Annotated in this window: 13 protein-coding genes; 4 read left to right on the forward strand and 9 right to left on the reverse strand. The window is 44.8% G+C overall.

Annotated elements, in window-relative coordinates; translation table 11 throughout:
- Nucleotides 1-29: 29 nt before the first annotated feature.
- The 5 genes from B0I27_RS00750 to B0I27_RS00770 form a co-directional block, all read right to left on the reverse strand.
- Complete coding sequence (locus tag B0I27_RS00750; RefSeq protein ID WP_106290406.1) at nucleotides 30-2,648, reverse strand: outer membrane beta-barrel family protein; 2,619 nt, start codon at nucleotides 2,646-2,648, stop codon at nucleotides 30-32.
- 74 nt (nucleotides 2,649-2,722) lie between these two features.
- Complete coding sequence (locus B0I27_RS00755; protein WP_245925386.1) at nucleotides 2,723-4,405, reverse strand: pectate lyase family protein; 1,683 nt, start codon at nucleotides 4,403-4,405, stop codon at nucleotides 2,723-2,725.
- A gap of 117 nt (nucleotides 4,406-4,522) precedes the next feature.
- Nucleotides 4,523-5,293 (reverse strand): LytR/AlgR family response regulator transcription factor, encoded by a 771-nt coding sequence (locus B0I27_RS00760; protein ID WP_106290408.1) that lies wholly within the window; start codon nucleotides 5,291-5,293, stop codon nucleotides 4,523-4,525.
- A gap of 5 nt (nucleotides 5,294-5,298) precedes the next feature.
- Nucleotides 5,299-6,336: a sensor histidine kinase gene (locus B0I27_RS00765; protein WP_245925387.1), complete on the reverse strand. Its 1,038-nt coding sequence runs from the start codon at nucleotides 6,334-6,336 to the stop codon at nucleotides 5,299-5,301.
- Entirely contained in the window at nucleotides 6,336-7,568 is a 1,233-nt protein-coding gene (locus B0I27_RS00770) for a hypothetical protein (RefSeq protein ID WP_106290410.1), read from the reverse strand. The genes B0I27_RS00765 and B0I27_RS00770 overlap by 1 nt, the downstream gene beginning before the upstream one ends.
- A gap of 334 nt (nucleotides 7,569-7,902) precedes the next feature.
- On the opposite strand from B0I27_RS00770, the gene B0I27_RS00775 reads away from it, so the two are divergent.
- A complete protein-coding gene (locus B0I27_RS00775; RefSeq protein WP_106290412.1) occupies nucleotides 7,903-8,433 on the forward strand; it encodes a C40 family peptidase in 531 nt (176 codons plus the stop codon).
- Here B0I27_RS00775 and B0I27_RS00780 read toward each other — a convergent pair.
- The gene (locus tag B0I27_RS00780) at nucleotides 8,405-8,926 is read right to left on the reverse strand and encodes a ClbS/DfsB family four-helix bundle protein (RefSeq protein ID WP_106290414.1); all 522 of its coding nucleotides are present in this window, start codon (nucleotides 8,924-8,926) and stop codon (nucleotides 8,405-8,407) included. The genes B0I27_RS00775 and B0I27_RS00780 overlap by 29 nt on opposite strands.
- A 123-nt stretch (nucleotides 8,927-9,049) precedes the next feature.
- Here B0I27_RS00780 and B0I27_RS00785 point away from each other — a divergent pair, with 123 nt between their 5' ends.
- Nucleotides 9,050-9,862 carry a hypothetical protein gene (locus B0I27_RS00785; RefSeq protein ID WP_245925388.1) on the forward strand — a complete coding sequence of 271 codons (813 nt, stop codon included), beginning with the start codon at nucleotides 9,050-9,052 and terminating at the stop codon, nucleotides 9,860-9,862.
- Nucleotides 9,863-9,868: 6 nt separating this feature from the next.
- On the opposite strand, the gene B0I27_RS00790 is transcribed toward B0I27_RS00785, so the two are convergent.
- Entirely contained in the window at nucleotides 9,869-10,762 is an 894-nt protein-coding gene (locus B0I27_RS00790) for a FimB/Mfa2 family fimbrial subunit (protein WP_106290418.1), read from the reverse strand.
- 499 nt (nucleotides 10,763-11,261) lie between these two features.
- Here B0I27_RS00790 and B0I27_RS00795 point away from each other — a divergent pair, with 499 nt between their 5' ends.
- Entirely contained in the window at nucleotides 11,262-14,531 is a 3,270-nt protein-coding gene (locus B0I27_RS00795) for a SusC/RagA family TonB-linked outer membrane protein (protein ID WP_106290420.1), read from the forward strand.
- Nucleotides 14,532-14,591: 60 nt separating this feature from the next.
- Nucleotides 14,592-16,049, forward strand: a complete 1,458-nt coding sequence (locus tag B0I27_RS00800; RefSeq protein ID WP_106290422.1) for a SusD/RagB family nutrient-binding outer membrane lipoprotein — start codon at nucleotides 14,592-14,594, stop codon at nucleotides 16,047-16,049.
- A 72-nt stretch (nucleotides 16,050-16,121) separates the two neighbouring features.
- Here the strand turns inward: B0I27_RS00800 and B0I27_RS00805 are convergent, their stop codons facing one another.
- Complete coding sequence (locus tag B0I27_RS00805) at nucleotides 16,122-16,562, reverse strand: Hsp20/alpha crystallin family protein (protein WP_106290424.1); 441 nt, start codon at nucleotides 16,560-16,562, stop codon at nucleotides 16,122-16,124.
- A 177-nt stretch (nucleotides 16,563-16,739) separates the two neighbouring features.
- Nucleotides 16,740-17,984, reverse strand: coding sequence for a beta-ketoacyl-ACP synthase II (gene fabF, locus B0I27_RS00810; protein WP_106290426.1), 1,245 nt, complete (start codon nucleotides 17,982-17,984; stop codon nucleotides 16,740-16,742).
- Nucleotides 17,985-18,080 lie beyond the last annotated feature (96 nt).

An 18,080-nucleotide genomic window follows, 5' to 3' on the forward strand; every position in this document is an offset into this window, starting at 1 on the left:
TATTGCGAAATTCGGGCAGTCTCAAGTATTTAGCTGCCGAAGCGCTGTATGCGATATTGAAAAGTTAGCATAAAATAGCGGGCAAGGCGGTTGGTCTGAGAATCTACGATGACATTATCAAAGACGTCCCTGGAGATAGCTGTATTTTGGTTAAGCAGGTCATAACCCTGAAGACGGATGTTTCCTCTGTTTTGTTTTAGGAATCGATATTCCAGAAACAAGTTCAGCAGGGTGGGGTTGGTACTGTTCGCATTAAAACCGGTGTTCACGGTCTTCGAAAAATCGTAGCCCAGGGTCAGATCCTTTCTGAAATAAGTCCTTCCCGTCAAACCAACACGGTAGGTCTTCGTATAGCGGTCAGACAGCGATCCAGCGCTGTATTGAGTCTGATTGTAAGAGAATGAAGTACTTAGTTCCGCGTTTGTTTTATCCTTAATATCCAGCCTGAACCTAAGTCCCTGGTTGATGTTCAGGTTCTTGCCAACGATCCGGTCATTGTTGGTGAAGGCGATATTATTACTAAAGTTCGATCCTCCGGAATAGGTGATCGTATATTGCCTCTCTGAGAACGGAAGGGATATCGAATAATTAGCCCGGGCATTATAGAAGCCGTCGGTATTTATATAAGATGAAATTTGTTTAATGCTGTCGGGGATGACTACCTTAGTCGTAACAATCTTATCGTTAGTCTGACTCATATCAACCCTCGCATCCATCACATAGCCATTTTTCCAGTCATTTTGCTTGTATTCCATCCCGAAGTTATTCGTGAACTCAGGTTTTAGGTCAGGGTTACCTGTAATAACATTCTGGATATTGGAGTTGTCAGTGATTGGCTGCAGTTGTCTAAATCCCGGCTGGTTACTTCTTCCGTAATAACGCATTGTAAACGACTGCTCTTTCGAAAACTTATAAACCATTCTTGCGCTGGGTACCCAGTTTAGCGTTTCTTTTTTGGTTTTGATATCTCTGCTGAGATCCTGACCATTTAAAACAGACGGCATCACCGCTATCCCGGCGAAGTAATTGAGTTTTGGAGCGATGTGCCGATAGGTTAATCCTGCCCTGTTGGTGACGAACTGATAATTGTAATTATTGCTGAGGTTTGTATTCAGGGTTTCTTCCTCTGTTAAAGGATCAATGTCCCGCGTATCCCTTACGGTTTTAGTCGATGTCCGGTTCCATTGATAGTTAAACTCAAGCATCCCTTTCGCACTTATTGGCTCGATGTAGGCTACTCGCAAGCGGGTGTTGGTGTTGCGATTGTCATTGTTGCGGTACTGGTACTGTTGTTCAATAGAACGGTTATTCAATGAGTCGGTGTTTGTGTAGTCGTTTCGTATATCCGAAAGGTGGTCGCCCGTAGAGGTGTTTACTATGGCACTCGCACTCAGATTGCGACCCTTTTTTCTAAACTTATGATGGTAATATAGTTCGTTATCGGAGTTAAAAGAAGATGAAGACGTGTTGTCGATCCGTTCACGTACCGAATTGGCTAACAGTAATTCCGTCAGCGTAGAGCCGGAACTGATCGTATTTCCGGTATTGTACGATACCCGCGGCTTGAATTTGAAATAATTCATGCTGTCGGGTCTGAATTCCAGGTTCCATGAGAAGTCCTGCTCAGTGGTCTTGTTGTTGTTATCACTACGGTCATTCTCGTATCGCGTGTAACTGTCAAAGGCACTCTCTGTAACCGTCCTCTCTAGCGAATGGTTGTCATTTCTCTGGAATCTGTAACTACCATAACTTTCCAATTTTTCCCCCCAATTGTCGCGATAATGGATTCGGGCAGATGTACGGTCTGTAGTCCCTTTTGATCGGTTGGAAATATTGTTGTTTGTCGCGTCGAAAGAGATCTGCTGATCGCCGTTAAAGCGATTCGCTCTGGCGCGCCCGACATAACGGTCCATAGATCCGAGTCCTCCTTCAGCGCGACCAAAATAGCCTATCTTCTTGTCTTCCCGGGTATTGATGTTCAGGATCTTTTGTGGTTCGCCACTTTTTATGCCGGTTAAATTTGCCTCTTCTCCGTAGTCATCTACCAGCTGGATATTTTTTACGATATCTGCGGGCAGGTTTTGCAACGCAGCAGCGGCCTCATCACCAAAAAAATCTTTGCCGTTAAGGCGGATCTTGGTAACCGGCTCTCCCTGTGCTTTTACATTCCCTTCGTTGTCCACTTCCATGCCAGGTAAGCGCTTAACCATTTCATCAACTGCATCGCCTTCTCTTACGGGATATGCCCGCGCGTCATATTGTACGGTATCTTCCTTCACCACTACGGGTGTGATGATATTGATTACCACTTCATTCAACTGATTGTTCGCATCCTTTAATCGGATAGGAGCGAGGGTCGTAGACACAGTTTTTGGATCTACGGTATACTGCTTGCTGAACGTTTGGAAGCTGATGGAACTTACTGTGATACTAAACTTTGGAGACTTTACCGATGGAAAGCGAAAAGCTCCCTCCAGATTGGTGGCGGTTGAAAGGGTATCGAGGCTGGAAACGAGCCTAACAGAAGATCCTGGTAGGGTGATCCCTGCGGAGTCTTGTACTACACCCGTAATTACCCGGGCGGACTGAGCGGTCGCAGAAAGCTGTGCAATAAATATTATTACACAATAGAGGAGAGCTTTTTTCATTATTGGTTAGGGCAAAAAGCAAATAACCAGTCGCTCTCGCGGCTGGTTATTCTATCATTGATTAAACTAAAACTTTAAATTTTGACTGGCTTCACTTTAGCAACCTCTACCAGGCTGTTCAGATAAGCCTCAATATTGGTGTAGCCATCGTTCCGGTATTTGGCAGCATCGCTTGCATCTTTCGGATTCAGGCCATTTTGCTTTTCCCAGGCATCTGGAATACCATCTTTGTCGGCATCCTGATAAGGTTTACCCTTGTATTCCGGGTAGCCACCCACCTGACTGATGTCGGTAATGATACCACCCTTGTAAGAGTCCTTAGGTAGTCTGCGGTGTTTGAAATCCGTTTCTGGCAATTTCACATTCTTCAGCGCATTGATTTTGCCGGTTCTAACCTGCTCTACAACCCGTACGTCTACCGGATCACGCTTTGGTAATGTAGCACCGGCGTTGGCCAGTACATAGCTGTAAGCTTCTTGCGTAGGAAGGATCGTGATGGGCGCCATAGGGAAAGGCTTGTCTACCTTCATAGCAGCAAAGTAAGGCTGTGATTGTTCGTAAGACATCAGGTTACCTTTTTTATCTTCTACCTGTATACCACCGTCCCAATTATTGTCGGTCACCTTCTTGTTGCCTTCGATGATATTGCCTGTAACGTGTGCTCTTCCGAATACTACGTACGGAAGCTTGCTACGACCCGACTCCGGTTTAAGGATTCTGTAGCTGATAGGCTGATCAAGCGGAGTAAGGGGTCCTGGCTTATAGTAGTTATTGATGATGTTGTACAGAGCAGTATAATCACCACCGTCGGTTGAACGGTGTACCCAGTTGAACATCACGTTGTTGGCGAAATTGAAGATGCCGTTCCAGCCAATAGATGGGTTACGTGCTGCATTATTTGCCCAAAGGTTACGCATAAATGTCGCGTTCTCTCCACCCAGGGTACTGCCAAAGGCGTGGTTCCAGGTATCGAGGGCTTCAGAGAAAATGGAGTTCTGGATAGTCAGGTTTACTGTCGCCAGCTTATCTTCTTTCTTGCCTGTGCTGTCATTATACATATGGCGGTACATGGACATATTCTCATCCAGCCCCCAGCTCGCCGACACGTGGTCGATCATGATATTCCCGATTGGGTTACCTCCGATAGCGTCATCCCTGCGACCTACGTAAGTTTCTCCGCGGCGGAAACGCATGAAGCGAATTACCACGTCGTGAGTATTAATCCAAACAGACTCTCCGGCCACACAAACGCCGTCACCTGGAGCAGACTGTCCTGCAATCGTAATATAAGGAGCACGGATGATCAGCGGTGTTTTCAGGCGAATGATGCCGGAAACGTTAAAAACGATCGTACGTGCGCCACCTACCTCACAAGCTTCGCGAAGCGTACCAGGACCGTTATCGGCCAGGCTGGTCACTACAATAACCTTACCTCCACGACCACCGAAAGAATAGGCACCTCCACCTTCCGCACCCGGGAAAGCAGGGATTTCTGCCTGAGGCAGATCAGTTGGCCTGCCAGCCCATGGTACATAAGGCTTACCTTCTTTAGCTTCTTTTTCAATAACCGGAAGTGCCTTCTGCCAGGCCTCATCTGACTGCTTGCGGGCAGCCTCCATCATATCGTTGGTAGCTTTCTGTACGTCCTGCGGGATTTGAGGGTACTGGGCAAAGCCCGGCGTGTTAACGCTGAAAGCAGCTGCAATGGTCAATGCCAAAACTGCCTTTAATGTTGTGTGTTGTTTGGTCCTTTTCATTCAATAACAGGGTGTAATTTCCATAAAAAGACGATTTGAAACCCACAATACAAATAGATTACGGACATAGCTGGATATTTTCATGCCCGAACTGGAAAATACAGGGATGAAAAGGATTCACTGATCCAGCCAGATCTTAAACAGAGGGGTTCGCTGACTACTTACGATAACCTCGTCTTCCAGGGGCGGATGGAGAATTAGTTTCATTCTTCCCTTGAAATAAGGGTGGATTTCTCGGGCGGCATCAATATGGATAATGAGTTTCCGATTTACATGGAAAAATATTGCCGGATCCAGAAAATTAATCAACTCATCCAAAGCATAGTCAATAGGGAAGCTACCTCCGTCTTTGGTCACTAAGAGTGTTAGCTTGTTATGTGAATGAAAATATGCGATATCCTCTGTTTTGACCGCTTTGATCCGGTTACCTATCTTCACCATAAAGCGCGATTTGTAGGATGTTTCGCGCTTTTTAATAAGTCCCATCAGGTCATTTACCTGAGCGCTGATCTCTGTGCCTGTTCCTTGTGATCGGTGCAGTTCTTTCATTTTTTCCAGACTCTTCTCGAGTTTTGCTTGCTGAACAGGTTTAAGCAGATAATCAATGCTGTTGAGTTCGAAGGCTTTTAGGGCATATTCATCGTAGGCCGTGCAGAAGATAACTGGACATTTAACCGGCACCTGCTCAAATATCTCGAAGCAGAGACCGTCAGCTAAATGAATGTCAAGCAGAATAAGGTCAGGCAGTTTGTGCGACTTTAACCATTCTACTGTACCTTCAACGGAGCTCATCACCCCGAGGATCCTAATCTCGGGATCATATTCCTTTAAAAGGCTGATGAGTCTTTCTGCTGCGGGGTTCTCATCTTCTATAATTAAAACGTCCATGTATCTTATTCTTCTATTTCCAGCAGGGGTAAACTTACTACAAAAAAAGAATCATCCTGATGGATTTTTAAATTCAAAGCCGACAAATATGCGTACCGTTTCCTGATATTTTCCAGACCCATCTTACCGCGTTTAACACTTGTCCCTGCACGTGGAGCATAAGAATTACGCACGGTCAGCCAGGTTTTATTTTCTACGAAAATGGCTATATGTAAGGGCTTTTCAAGCGAAAGCTTGTTATGCTTTAGCGCATTTTCAATCAGCAGCTGAATGGAGAGTGGGGGAACAAAAAATGAATCCGTAAGTTCAGCGGGTACGTTGATATCAATGCGCAACTGGTCTTCAAATCGTTTTTTCAACAGATATACGTACGCATCTACAAAAGCCAGTTCTTCACCTACTGTAACGAGCTCTTCTTTGTTAAACTCCAGCACGTAGCGGTAAACATCGGCAAACTTATCCAGGAAATGTTGCGCGGTGCGCGGATCTTTCTCTATCAATGACGAAAGTACATTCAGATTATTGAACAGAAAATGAGGATCCAGTTGCATCCTCAGCGAATTCAATTGAGTCCGGAGATTTTCTTCCTGCAATTTGTTCGACTGGGCGTGCGCGATTTTCCATTGCTGCATGAAATACACGCTGAAGTTAACGAGCAGCACGGGAATCAGAAAAAGCAGTCCATATACATTCAAAACCACAAATTGCGACAAATCAGGTGAGGTCAGTGTAGTTTGAATCTTGAAAAGGTAGTAAGAGCCGTTGATGCACAATAGCGAATATACGCAGCTGATCAGCAGCTGTAAAAAGAAGCGCTTGGAGGGATGATTAAGCCAGGAGATTTTTGAATTCAGAAAATCGAAGATCCACTTGTTGCCGTACCACAGAAGGATTACCACAGTAAAGATCCACAAAAAGGCAGCGAGATAGGTGAGCTGTACATCTGATTGGTACAGATTATAGCCGCTCCACATGAGCAGAAGCGCCACCGTTATCAGTAAATAGATTACTATATTGCTTTTCTGCCCAAACGCCTTCTTCATTATCTGAATTGTACTTTATTTATCTCTTCCCAGGGAAGATACTGGTACTTCGAGTTTTTCAACCATATAATCAGTCCCCAGTTCAAAGCGGAAACGTCATTTTCGTTATTCAGGGTTAAAGATCGCTGATCTTTTAGAATAACGTTGGACTGTTTTTCATTCTGCGGCGTTATACCGGAAATATTGCTGAAAGGTATTTTATAGTGTATGCGGTTCCTTGTTCCCTCAAGCATCTCAAAATTCCATTCTTCATCCATGTCAAAGGTACAATTGCCCTTCAAAATACGACCTTCTGAACCAAACGCCTGTGCGTAGATTCTTCTTGGCCGGGCAAACGAATTATAGTTAATCGCTTCAGCCTCCCGCTGATGAAAGTCTGCAGATTGAAACGCTGACCATTGCACTATCACCTGGCCGCCTTCAGGATCTGCAATAACGATCCCCCGATTGGAGGCGTTCACATCGCGACTGTCTTTTAAAAAGACTTGTTTTCCTGAAAGAAGTGTTATAACGGCCCCCTGATCTTTCTTAGAGATTTTTTTTATCTGGCTGAAGTTAATTCCGACAGTTCGGTCAGACCTCTTCCCATAGACGGCAGCTGAGGAGGCAAACTTTGACTTGTCCCACTTAATTAAGCCGCTAACCGGCCCATTCACTGTCTGAACGGTACCGTACAAAGGTTTGCCTTTCCAGGGAAGAGTGCTTTCACCCGTTTCCCTGAAGTTAATCCGGCTGATGTCTTTCCATGCAATCTTTTGCGCCTTGCTACTATACACAAGAATATCCTTACCCAGATCGCTGATTTCCGATCCTCCGCTAACCCGAATTTTCGATCCGCTCTTGAAGAATATCTGAGCATTCTGGCTACCTGTAACATGGATGGAAACTATGTCGCCAAAGCGGCATAGCGTTTCCTGACGCCTTTTCGGGAGTTTATCCGTCCAGAGGTTCATGAACTCCCAGTTTATCCCATCGGTATTATCTCTGCTGCCTGGAAGCTTGTCCAGCTGATACTTTTTTAAGTATTTAAGCGCCAGTACATCTGTTTTTGAAACCTGTAAAACGTCCGTCCAGAAGATCTGGCCGCTGCTCCATCGGATAACTCCAGTGACCGTCGTCTTATTTTTTAAGACCACATCAGCATAAATGTAGCTCGCGTCTTGTGCACGTGCAGAGTCAAGGCAAGTATACCAGGTGATTAAAAAAACGAATAGCTTGAAGTGAATATTCATTTGCCTCACTTAATTGGAAAGTTGAAATGTATCACTTTGTTCGTTGCTAATCAACCATTGTAGAATGAAAAGAGATATTGTGATTCTCAACCGGGATATTATTGGGCTGAGATCTCAAGTTCTTGCAGGGTTTATCACCGCTCAGGTCGAGTTCGTTTCAATGCAAGCTTAACCCGCTCCTGAATTATACGGGATTCTTGGCGCTATAATGTCGACATAAGTCCGACTTGTGTTAGTGTAGGTCGGACTTATGTCGCGATTATAAGGGTTGAAATAGGGTGTGATTTAACAGAGGGTGTTTGCTATTTGCTATCTTTGCGCCTTTGTAACTACTATGAAGAGATTTTTGATGCTGGTTTTGCTTTTAAGCTCGCCACCACTATTGCATTTAACAAATTCTGTAAAAGCCGGTACGGTCGTCGCCGGCAGTCCGGTCGAAAATATTTCAGACGCAGCACGTTTGCAATCAAAAATCATCGAATTTGCACGTTCCCTAACTGGTGTCAAATATAAGTATGCATCGGCTAATCCCAAGACCGGGTTTGACTGCTCTGGATTTATCCACTATGTTTTCAGGAATTTTCAAATTGCTGTGCCGCGCAGCTCAGCCGCCTTTGCAAAAGCGGGCAGGACGATTGATCTAAAAAGCGCGCTCCCCGGCGACTTGATCTTGTTCACCGGCACGAATCCTAAAATCAGGAATATTGGACATATTGGAATGGTTGTGTCCGACCCCGGCGAAACGCTTCGTTTTATACATTCTACGTCAGGTAAAGCGTATGGAGTGACGGAGACCGCACTCAACGAGAAATATCTCAAGAGATACATAAAGGTCGTCAGGGTGATTGCTCCTGCTGAATCCTGATCTTTTTCCATTTGCGGATTCTTATAGTTGCATTAGTGTAAGGAGACGACGTGTTGAATTGAATCATTCTTCCGAGCGGCCATTGTTTATACCACGATTTGACATACAGCTGTTCATTGGTTTTGCTCTCGATAAGCAGCTGAACGCACTCTACGGTTTCATCAAGTTTCCTGCATAGCGTAAGATAATCGTCAGCTTCGTGATCAGTGTAGAATTTTTGAGCTAGAAGACCCAGTTGATTCCATTTGTAGCCAGTCTCCGGTAAATGCACAGTTTCTCTCTTGTCTGTTTTGTCAATCCACTTTAACACCAGCTGTCCCCAACCATTCAGATAGGCCACCAGATTGTTCAAGCTCATCTTTGTTCCTTTAACATGGCCGTCAAGCTCTGGCAAATCACTGATTGGAGCGAGATCTTGACCTAACTCGGTTCTGAGTTGTGCATAGTTTTTTCGAATAGCATCCTGAAGGGAGTGTTTATTTCGTGGTATCATCGTATAATATGAAACATCATCCGCTGTATAAGGGTTTTCGTGGATATTTAAGAAATTATTGCGAAACGATACAAAATTGTGGGGGAAATGATATTTTTGAATAACATAACTACTTCTATGACCATGAAAATAATTATCGGATGCGGCCTGCTACTTCTCAGTCATGTATCCACGCAGGCGCAAGTATGGAAAAAAATGCAGCGAACGCTGGAGGATAAGGCGAATAAAAAAATCGAGGAAGTTCTCGATGGAAAAAGCTCAAAAACTGTGAACCAGAGCGCAGGTGATCCTTCTGCTCAGAACGTGCCTGTAGTAGATGAAGTGTATGCATTCACTCCTGGTAGTGCCGTTATATTTGAATCGGACTTCAAGACGGATGCTTCGGGAAGAATGGCAAAGAAGTGGAAATCAAGTGGCTCCGGAAGTATCGTATCCATTCCGGATATTCCAGGTAAATGGCTGGCTCTCTCAGAAAAGTCAACATACAAAATCGACAGTTTGTTCAATACCCCCGGCGCCTTCACCATAGAATTCGACCTGATTACCAGAAGTGCAGAAGCTGCAGATATCGGCAGTATGTCTTTTGGATTCGCCAGAGACAACTCTGTTAAAAATCATCTGACAGATGCTTATAACGGAAATGCTATTGCCAACATTCAGCTACATTTTCATAACAGGGAAGTGACCAGCTCAAGCAGTGATACGAAAGTCTTTAACAACCTGAAGTATCCATTCGCTAATTATGCAAACGCCTTAATACACGTTGCGATCGAAGTGGAGGGAGAAAATATGAGCGTATATATCAACAAGTCAAAGGTCCTCGACACAAAGATGTTTAAAACCAATGTGCCTAAATTCTTCTACCTGACCGCTCCGTTTTCTTATGATCAGCAATCGAAAGTGTACTTTGGAAACTTTGTTATGGCGCAAAAGTGATGAAACCTATTGGGAAAGCTTTAACTTTACTGTAGTGGTCTTATTCCGCTCCACCACTATGTTGTTCAATGTTTTTTGTGTGAGAAGGTTGTTGGCCCCGTCGTAAGCAACTATAGTGGCATTCACCGATGTTGCGTTAGCTGAGTTTGTAAAGACAAAGTTTTCATAGCTCCGGTCTATATAGGTCTGCTTGGGTACGCTTACCCCGTTAACGCTTTCAAACGATGTTAGGTAGTTCTTTAAAATTGACAGACTGATGTCCTTTTTTTGGGCGAGGTTGTCGCTTTTTGGATAGAATAAGGTATATCCGTTAACCAGCATCTCTATTCTTTCAAAATGAGCTGTCGTATCGTCTTCGATAATCACTTTGAATTTACCACCAGGGCGTCTTAATGCGACGTCGATTTGGGTGTCCTTATCTTTAACTTCAAATTCTTGTGAGCTATAGAACAGATCGCACACTTCCCTTGGGATAGAATGGGCGAGGTATGGGTTCCCCTGGTCGTCTCCGAAGTAAATTTGAGCAGAATGTCCATTGCTCTTTTCCCGTCTGCCTAAAAAAACTACGGTGTACGTTCCTGATGGAAGACTGATAGTAGGAATTTTAAAACCAATAGCTGACTGGTCCGCCTCCATATTTTGATTCGCAAGCCTGGTGCCTCTTGAATTGTACAGGTAATATTCCAGTTTGTCAAAATAGTCGGAAAGCTTCGCTACAGTTTTGGGGTCAGCAGCAGGCGGAAGGCTCGTGGACGATGGTTCGAGGATATTTTGGTCTGATATCGACATCGTAAATTTCACACCATGGAAGTCCTTAGTCGGATCTCCTTCGAACTTAGTTTTTTTGCAGGATGTCAAGACCAGGAAAAGGCCAATAACGGGAAGTAGAATTTTCATCATAATTTAAGTTCCTCCACAATCTACGCGCAGTTATACATTTTTTTTTAATTTCTAAATCCCGATTTTACCAGGAAGCATGAGGCTATCAAAACAGTCCAGATGGCTTTCAACCAGGAGATGTTTGATGGTACACGTTCGTGTTCTAAGTGCTTTTCGCTTATCATATCAACATTTCTGGGGAGCATCTGAGTGAAATGCTGTTCTGGTAGGAGTGCAACTTTTGACTTGTTTAGTTCAAGAGATATCATATGAGTGTAGTTTATCAACGGTTAGGAGTTACTATAAATTTAAGCAGCCTTCGCGGCATGTATGCTACACAATCGCCGCCACAGAATTATACACTGATCGGAAAGAAGATTACTAATTTGTTGCGAAAATCTGACCGGGATGTATAGTAATCCTGGCTTAACAATCACTTTACAAGCGAAGCGGACATTTGCCGCATCAACCGGAAGCTACCATCGAGGTGCCCGGTCAAAAAGGTTTGTAAAGAAGTATAATGAAAAGCACTTTTCCACGTAAAAATCGAGTTAGCAAAGGAGTCAGACTGATTGCTTTTTCAGTGTTGGCGGCATGCGCACAAAGTCTTCAGGCTGAAAGTTTCGGCACGTTCAATGCGTTGAACGTTAGGGAGCAGCAAGAAATTATCACCGTGAAAGGTACGGTAAAGGATGGTCAGGACGGGTTGCCGTTACCCGGAGTAACGATTACGGATCAGACGCGGAGAGCGCTTGGTGCCACCGGAGCTAATGGTGAATTTAATTTGAGGGTGCCTAAAGATGCCGTATTGTTTTTTAATATGATCGGGTACGCCACAGCGAAGCATGTGGCAGCTGCGGGAAACCAGAGCCTTATCATTAGCATGAGCTCTAACAGCAATGCGCTCAACGAAGTGGTAGTAACCGCCTTGGGTATAGAGCGTGAGGAAAAATCGTTAGGTTATGGAATCACGAAGGTGGAGGGCGAAGCGATTGCCGACGTTCCATCCAATAACTGGTCTGACGCTTTAAAAGGAAAGGTTCCGGGCTTGACACTTACGCAGGGTGGTTCCGGACCGTTTAACAGTACCCGTATTAACCTGCGGGGCGACCGCTCATTGAAACCTAATGGAAATGACGCATTGATCGTTATTGACGGTGTCCCGATGACCTCGGGCACGATTACTTCCGGCGTGAATGACGCGTACGGCGCAGTTTCAGCGGGTGGCGACAATGATGTGCCGGTTGATTTCGGAAACGGTGTTTCAGATCTTAATCCCGACGATATTGAGTCGGTGACTGTTTTGAAAGGGGCGGCTGCGGCAGCACTCTATGGTAGCCGGGCTAACAACGGGGCCCTCATCATCACGACCAAGTCTGGGAAAGCCAGAAAAGGTGGTCTCGGCATATCATTCAACTCCAATTCCAGCTTTAACGATGTCTTGCGCTGGCCGGATTATCAGTACGAATATGGGCAGGGCAATAATAACAGAAATGCTGCTGGCGAACTTTATTACTCTTATGGCGCATCAGAAGATGGTGTCAGCACAGGCGGCACCTCCAGTGCATGGGGACCAAAGTTTAATGGACAGTCTTATTTTCAATACGATCCGGCAACAGGAACTCAGGGACTTACACGAACTCCCTGGATCCCCTACGAAGACGGGAGCATCAAGGATTTCTGGAGAACAGGATCGACTTTTCAAAACTCATTGTCTCTGGATGGAGGAAATGATCGATTTACTGCGCGCGGGTCGTTAACGCATACCAAGAATGAGTGGATAATGCCGAATACCGGATTTGAAAGAATGGCGGCATCTCTAAATACCAGTATGGAGCTATCAGATAAGCTGCAGTTGAATGGAAAATTTTCCTATACCAACAAATCAAGCGATAACGTACCGGGGACGGGTTATAATAACCAGAGCGTAGCTTACTTTATGATTCTTCAAAATCCAAGTATTCCGGTTAAATGGTATGAGCCGCGGTGGCAACAAGGCCAGGAGCAAATTCAGCAGATTCATCCCTTTAGCTCCTATATTGAGAATCCGTATCTCATAGCGCATGAAATGACCAATGGTATCAACAGTCATAATATTGACGGAAACCTGCAGGGGATATATACATTCAATGATAAATGGAACGTGATGTTCCGGTCGGGGTTAAGCAGCCGTCAGGATCAGAGAGAAATGCGCAGAACTTTCGATACGGCTAATTTTCCGCTTGGTTACTATAAGCAGCAGGACGTCAGCTTTTTCGAATCGAACACAGATGCGATGCTGACCTTCAAAGATAAAATCGTTCCAAAGCTGGGTATACAGGCCTCCCTTGGGGGGAATTTAATGAGCAGGAGACTAAAGGAGAACGGTGGTATCGCAAGGGGCTTGTTGCTGCCGGGTGTGTATAAGCTGTCCAACGCGCTAACTTCCGCGGTTGCTGAAAATGAGCTGATAGAGAAGAAGGTGAACAGCGTTTATGGACTGATGAACTTTGGATGGGACGATAAGGTGTTTGTTGATATTACGGGGCGTAATGATTGGTCATCGACTTTGCCTGACGGGAACAATTCTTATTTCTATCCCTCTGTGAGTTCTAGCTATATAATAAGCGACATCTTTACTTTACCAAGAGCTATTTCCTTTGCTAAGCTTCGCCTGTCCTGGGCGCAGGTGGGCTCAGATACAGATCCTTATCAAACGCGCAAATATTACAACACTTCGGTGTTTCCAGGTTCGGCAGACGCTCCGAGCGTATTGCATAATGCAAATTTGAAGCCTGAGAGAACAGAATCATGGGAAGGTGGCGTTAACTTCGCTTTATTTAATAGCCGGATAGATGCTGATGTTAATCTTTATCAAACAACAACCAAAAACCAGGTATTGTCTGTCCCTCTTGATGTAACAACGGGCTTCAGTCAGGCCTGGATTAACGGAGGTGTCATCCGTAACCGGGGCGCGGAGGTCATGTTGAATGCAAGACCTGTAGTAAGTAAGGATTTTGGATGGACATCGACCATAACGTGGTCTATGAATCGCAACAAAGTGTTAAAACTTAGTGAGGATGTGGAAGGCTATCAGCAGATCATTGCATCCAGCGGTGCTGGGGCGGTGCAGACTATCGTGACGAAGAACGGTTCGACAGGTGATTTGTGGGGATTCGGCCTCGTCAGAAACGAAGACGGTCAAGTTATCTTCAATCAATCGACGGGCCTTGCTCTGAGGCCTACAGAAAAAGTCAAAATCGGGAATGCGTACGCGGACTGGAAGGGGGGCTTTAATAATGAATTCAGATACAAAAACTGGAAGCTGAGTGCTTTGATCGACGGGCAATACGGCGGCATCGTCTACTCGCAGACGCATCATAAGCTTACTGAGACCGGAAAGCTGAGACATACGCTGGCAGGCAGAGAAGAGGGTAAAGTGGTAGGTGAGGGTGTTGTGTTAAATGCAGATGGCAGCTACTCGCCAAATACCACAAAGGTCAACATCAATACCTGGTATTCGGATTACTACCGCAGGGCCAATGTAGAAACTAACAGCTTCGATGCATCTTATCTCAAGTTAAGAGAAGTCCGGCTGGAGTTCAACCTGCCAAAAAGTATCCTGGACAAGGCCAGGATAGCGGGTGCTAGTGTTGCCTTATACGGAAGGGACCTGGCGGTAATTTCTGACTTCCCGATCTTCGATCCGGAGACGGCTGCCTTCAATGGGTCGAGCATCATGCCGGGTGTTGAAATGGGTCAGATGCCGAGCACACGAACCTTCGGATTAAACCTCAGACTTACGTTGTAGCAGTTTTTAGCTAATTAAAATTGTACGATCGCGCTTGAAGAAGCCACTAAAAATATAATAATGAAACGAATTATAATCGCAGTTTTTACATTCATCCACATCATGGTACTTTCTTCTTGTACCAAGGATTTTGAAGACTTGAATACCAATCCGAACCTGATTGAGAAGGTAACTCCGGGTAGTTTGCTTACACCTACTATTTATGGAATGAGTAACTATTTTACCGTGAGAAGTTATGACTTTACCTGGCAAATGATGCAGGTAGGCCTCCCCAATCCAAGTGTGCAATTGGGGGCTCATCGTTATGATGTTTCAGAATCCGCAGGTAATGGTACCTGGAACACGACTTACAGATACCTGCGTAATATCAGGGAAATGGAAGCAGCTGCAGATGTATACGCCCAGCCTGCGTATCGTGCTGTTGCGATCACTCTGAAGGCTTACATTGGCGGTATCCTGACCGACAGTTTTGGGGATGTCCCATTTTCTGAAGCGCTGAGAGCTGAAGAGAACATCAGTCAGCCAAAGTTTGATACGCAGGAGGAGATTTATACCAGGCTTATTGCCGAGCTCGAAGAAGCAAACACCATCTATGCAGGTGAAGGCGTAATGTCTGGCAGCGATTTGCTTTACAACAACGACAAGCTGAAGTGGAGAAAGTTCAACAACTCTCTTTTGATGCGTATGCTTTTGAGGGTTTCCAAAAGAACGGAATTTAATAGCTATGAACGCCTGAAGGCCATGATTGCTGATCCTTTGAAGTATCCGGTGTTTTCGAGTAATGCGGAAGCAGCGTTAGTTAAAATATCGGGGATTGCTCCGTATGATTATGCCTGGAGCCGTCGTCAGGACTATGTGAATTCTGAGGCAATGAGCGAGTTCTTTGTTGACATGCTGAATGGCTTGCAGGATCCGAGAAGAGCCTTATTCATGACGAGGGCTAGTCAGATTGTGGATGGTAAGCCTGTTGATATCGGTTTTAGAGGCATCCCGTCTGCGCATTCGGGAGACGTATCTCAGTTCAACTATACACCTAGTAGTCCTAATGGGGACCTGATGTATCCTAGTGCTGTTGGAACGGAAATCTATGAAGTCTTAATGACTTATGCAGAAGTCGAATTTATTAAAGCAGAAGTTGCTTTGATGACAGGAGATCAAACGGCTGCGAAAATGGCTTATGAACGTGCGGTAACGGCGGCAGTTACTCAATGGAAGAACGGTATAATGCCCGCCAATTATTTCCAGAATCCGGTGGCGGCATTTAATGGTACTCTTGAACAGGTCATGAATCAGAAATACATCGCGTTGTTTTTTAATGATTACCAGCAATGGTTTGAATATAGAAGGACGGGTTTTCCTAAGTTGCCAAAAACGCCTTATATGCTTCATGACGGGATGATGCCTACCCGTTTTATGTATCATAGCGATGTCCGCCAGTTCAATCCCGAGAATTATAAGATCGCCGCGGATCGAATAGGCGGAGATAATATCCATACAAAGGTTTGGTGGGAAAAATAAAGTGTAGATCAGAAAATATTAGAGGCCGGTCATATTCATGACCGGCCTCTAATATTTTGAGAAAAAGAATTGTTATTTAATGTCGATCTGTCGGCGCACAGATTTTGCTTCTTCTCTTTTAGCAATACTGATCTTCAGTACGCCGTTAACATACTCTGCTTCGATGCCATTATCGTCTGCGCTTTCGGGCAGTGTGAAGGATCTGACGAAGGAATTATAACTGTACTCGCGCTTGCTGTAATTCTTTTGATTGTCTTTATGCTCAGAACGCAGTTCAGCAGAGATGCTCAAAACGTTTCTGTCGAGATTGATATTGAAATCTTCTTTCTTCAGACCAGGGGCAGCCAGCTCTATGTGGAAGTTGTCTTCTGTTTCGCTGATGTTAGCGGCCGGTACACGCATTACGGTACGGTCTGTGAAAAATGTGTCGTTAAAGATAGAATCGAAAACATCATTAAAGCCTGGCATTAATGCGTTGTTTTTCTTGTCGGAATTAAATTTAACAAGTGTCATCTTGATTTTCCTCCTTAAATAATTAATGATTCAACTAGAGTTAACTTATAATTTTTAATACACAAGACGATGTACAAGAGGTATGCCAGCGGGGATTTTAATACTTTCTACTGAAAAAAGTTCAGTTTGCTTGAAATTTTTTCAGTAGAAAGTGTCAAATTTTCATCGATTCAATGCTTAGACGGCCTTGAATACGACGATTCCATTGTGCCCACCAAAACCAAACGTATTGCTCATGGCTACTTTTACCGGAGCATCGATAGTTTCTCCAAGCACTACACTAAGGCTATCGTGGACTGCGGGGTCAAGTTGTTGGGTGTTTATGGTAGGTGGAATAACCTGATCACGCATTCCTAACAGACAGATTACTGCCTCGACTGCACCAGCTGCACCGAGGAGGTGTCCGGTCATAGATTTTGTTGCACTCATTTTAAACTTCAGTTTTTCTCCCTGAGTAAGTTTAAGCAAGGCATTAATCTCCGAAAGGTCTCCTACTGGGGTAGAGGTAGCATGCAGATTGATATAATCGACATCTTTGATTGACATAGATGCTTCGGCGAGCGCTTTTTCCATCGCTTTTGCCGCTCCAATACCTTCAGGATGTGTGGCGGTCATGTGATAAGCATCTGCTGTCATGGAGGCTCCAACGATTTCGCCATAGATGTGCGCGCCACGTTTAACGGCTTGTTCGTAATCTTCCAATACAAGCGCACCTGCGCCTTCACCCATTACGAAACCATCACGCTCCACATCAAACGGACGAGATGCTGTTTTAGGATCGTCATTCCGCGCAGACATGGCCTTCATGGAGCTGAATCCTCCGAAAGAAGCGGGTGTAATCGGAGCCTCGGAACCACCCGTAACGATCACCTTGGCCTGGCCTAAACGGATATAGTTGTAGGCGTCCATGATTGCTGTATTCGAGGTTGCACATGCTGATACAGTAGTATAATTGATACCCATATAACCGTTGCGGATGGAGATCATTCCGGAGGCCATGTTGGCGATGAGCTTTGGTACAAAGAAAGGACTGAACCGGGGTTTTCCATCGCCATTGACATATTCCGTTACCTGGTCTTCAAATGTCTGCATGCCTCCCTGGCCTGATCCCCAGATCACTCCGGCATCAAAAGGGTCCATGTCTTTCAGGTCTATGCCCGAATCTTTTATAGCTTCGTCAGACGCGATAAGGGCATACTGAGTAAACAAATCGGTTCGTTTTATGTCGCCTCTATCCAGATATGCTGAAGCGTTAAAATCCTTTACTTCGCATGCAAAACGTGTGCGAAATTCTGAGGCATCGAAATGAGTAATCGGTGCTGCCGAACTTTCGCCTGCTACTATCGCCCGCCAGAACGCTGAGGCGGTTGCACCTAAGGGGCTGATGACGCCCATTCCTGTAACTACAACTCTATTGAGCATAAATTAGATTTAAACTTTCTGCGAAAGTAGGCAAAAATGCACATCAACCGCATAACTAAAACTTATCATCCTTATTGTAGTTAGTAATATCTGGTA

It is taken from the genome of Arcticibacter pallidicorallinus, assembly GCF_003002875.1.
Taxonomy (GTDB): Bacteria; Bacteroidota; Bacteroidia; order Sphingobacteriales; family Sphingobacteriaceae; genus Arcticibacter; species Arcticibacter pallidicorallinus.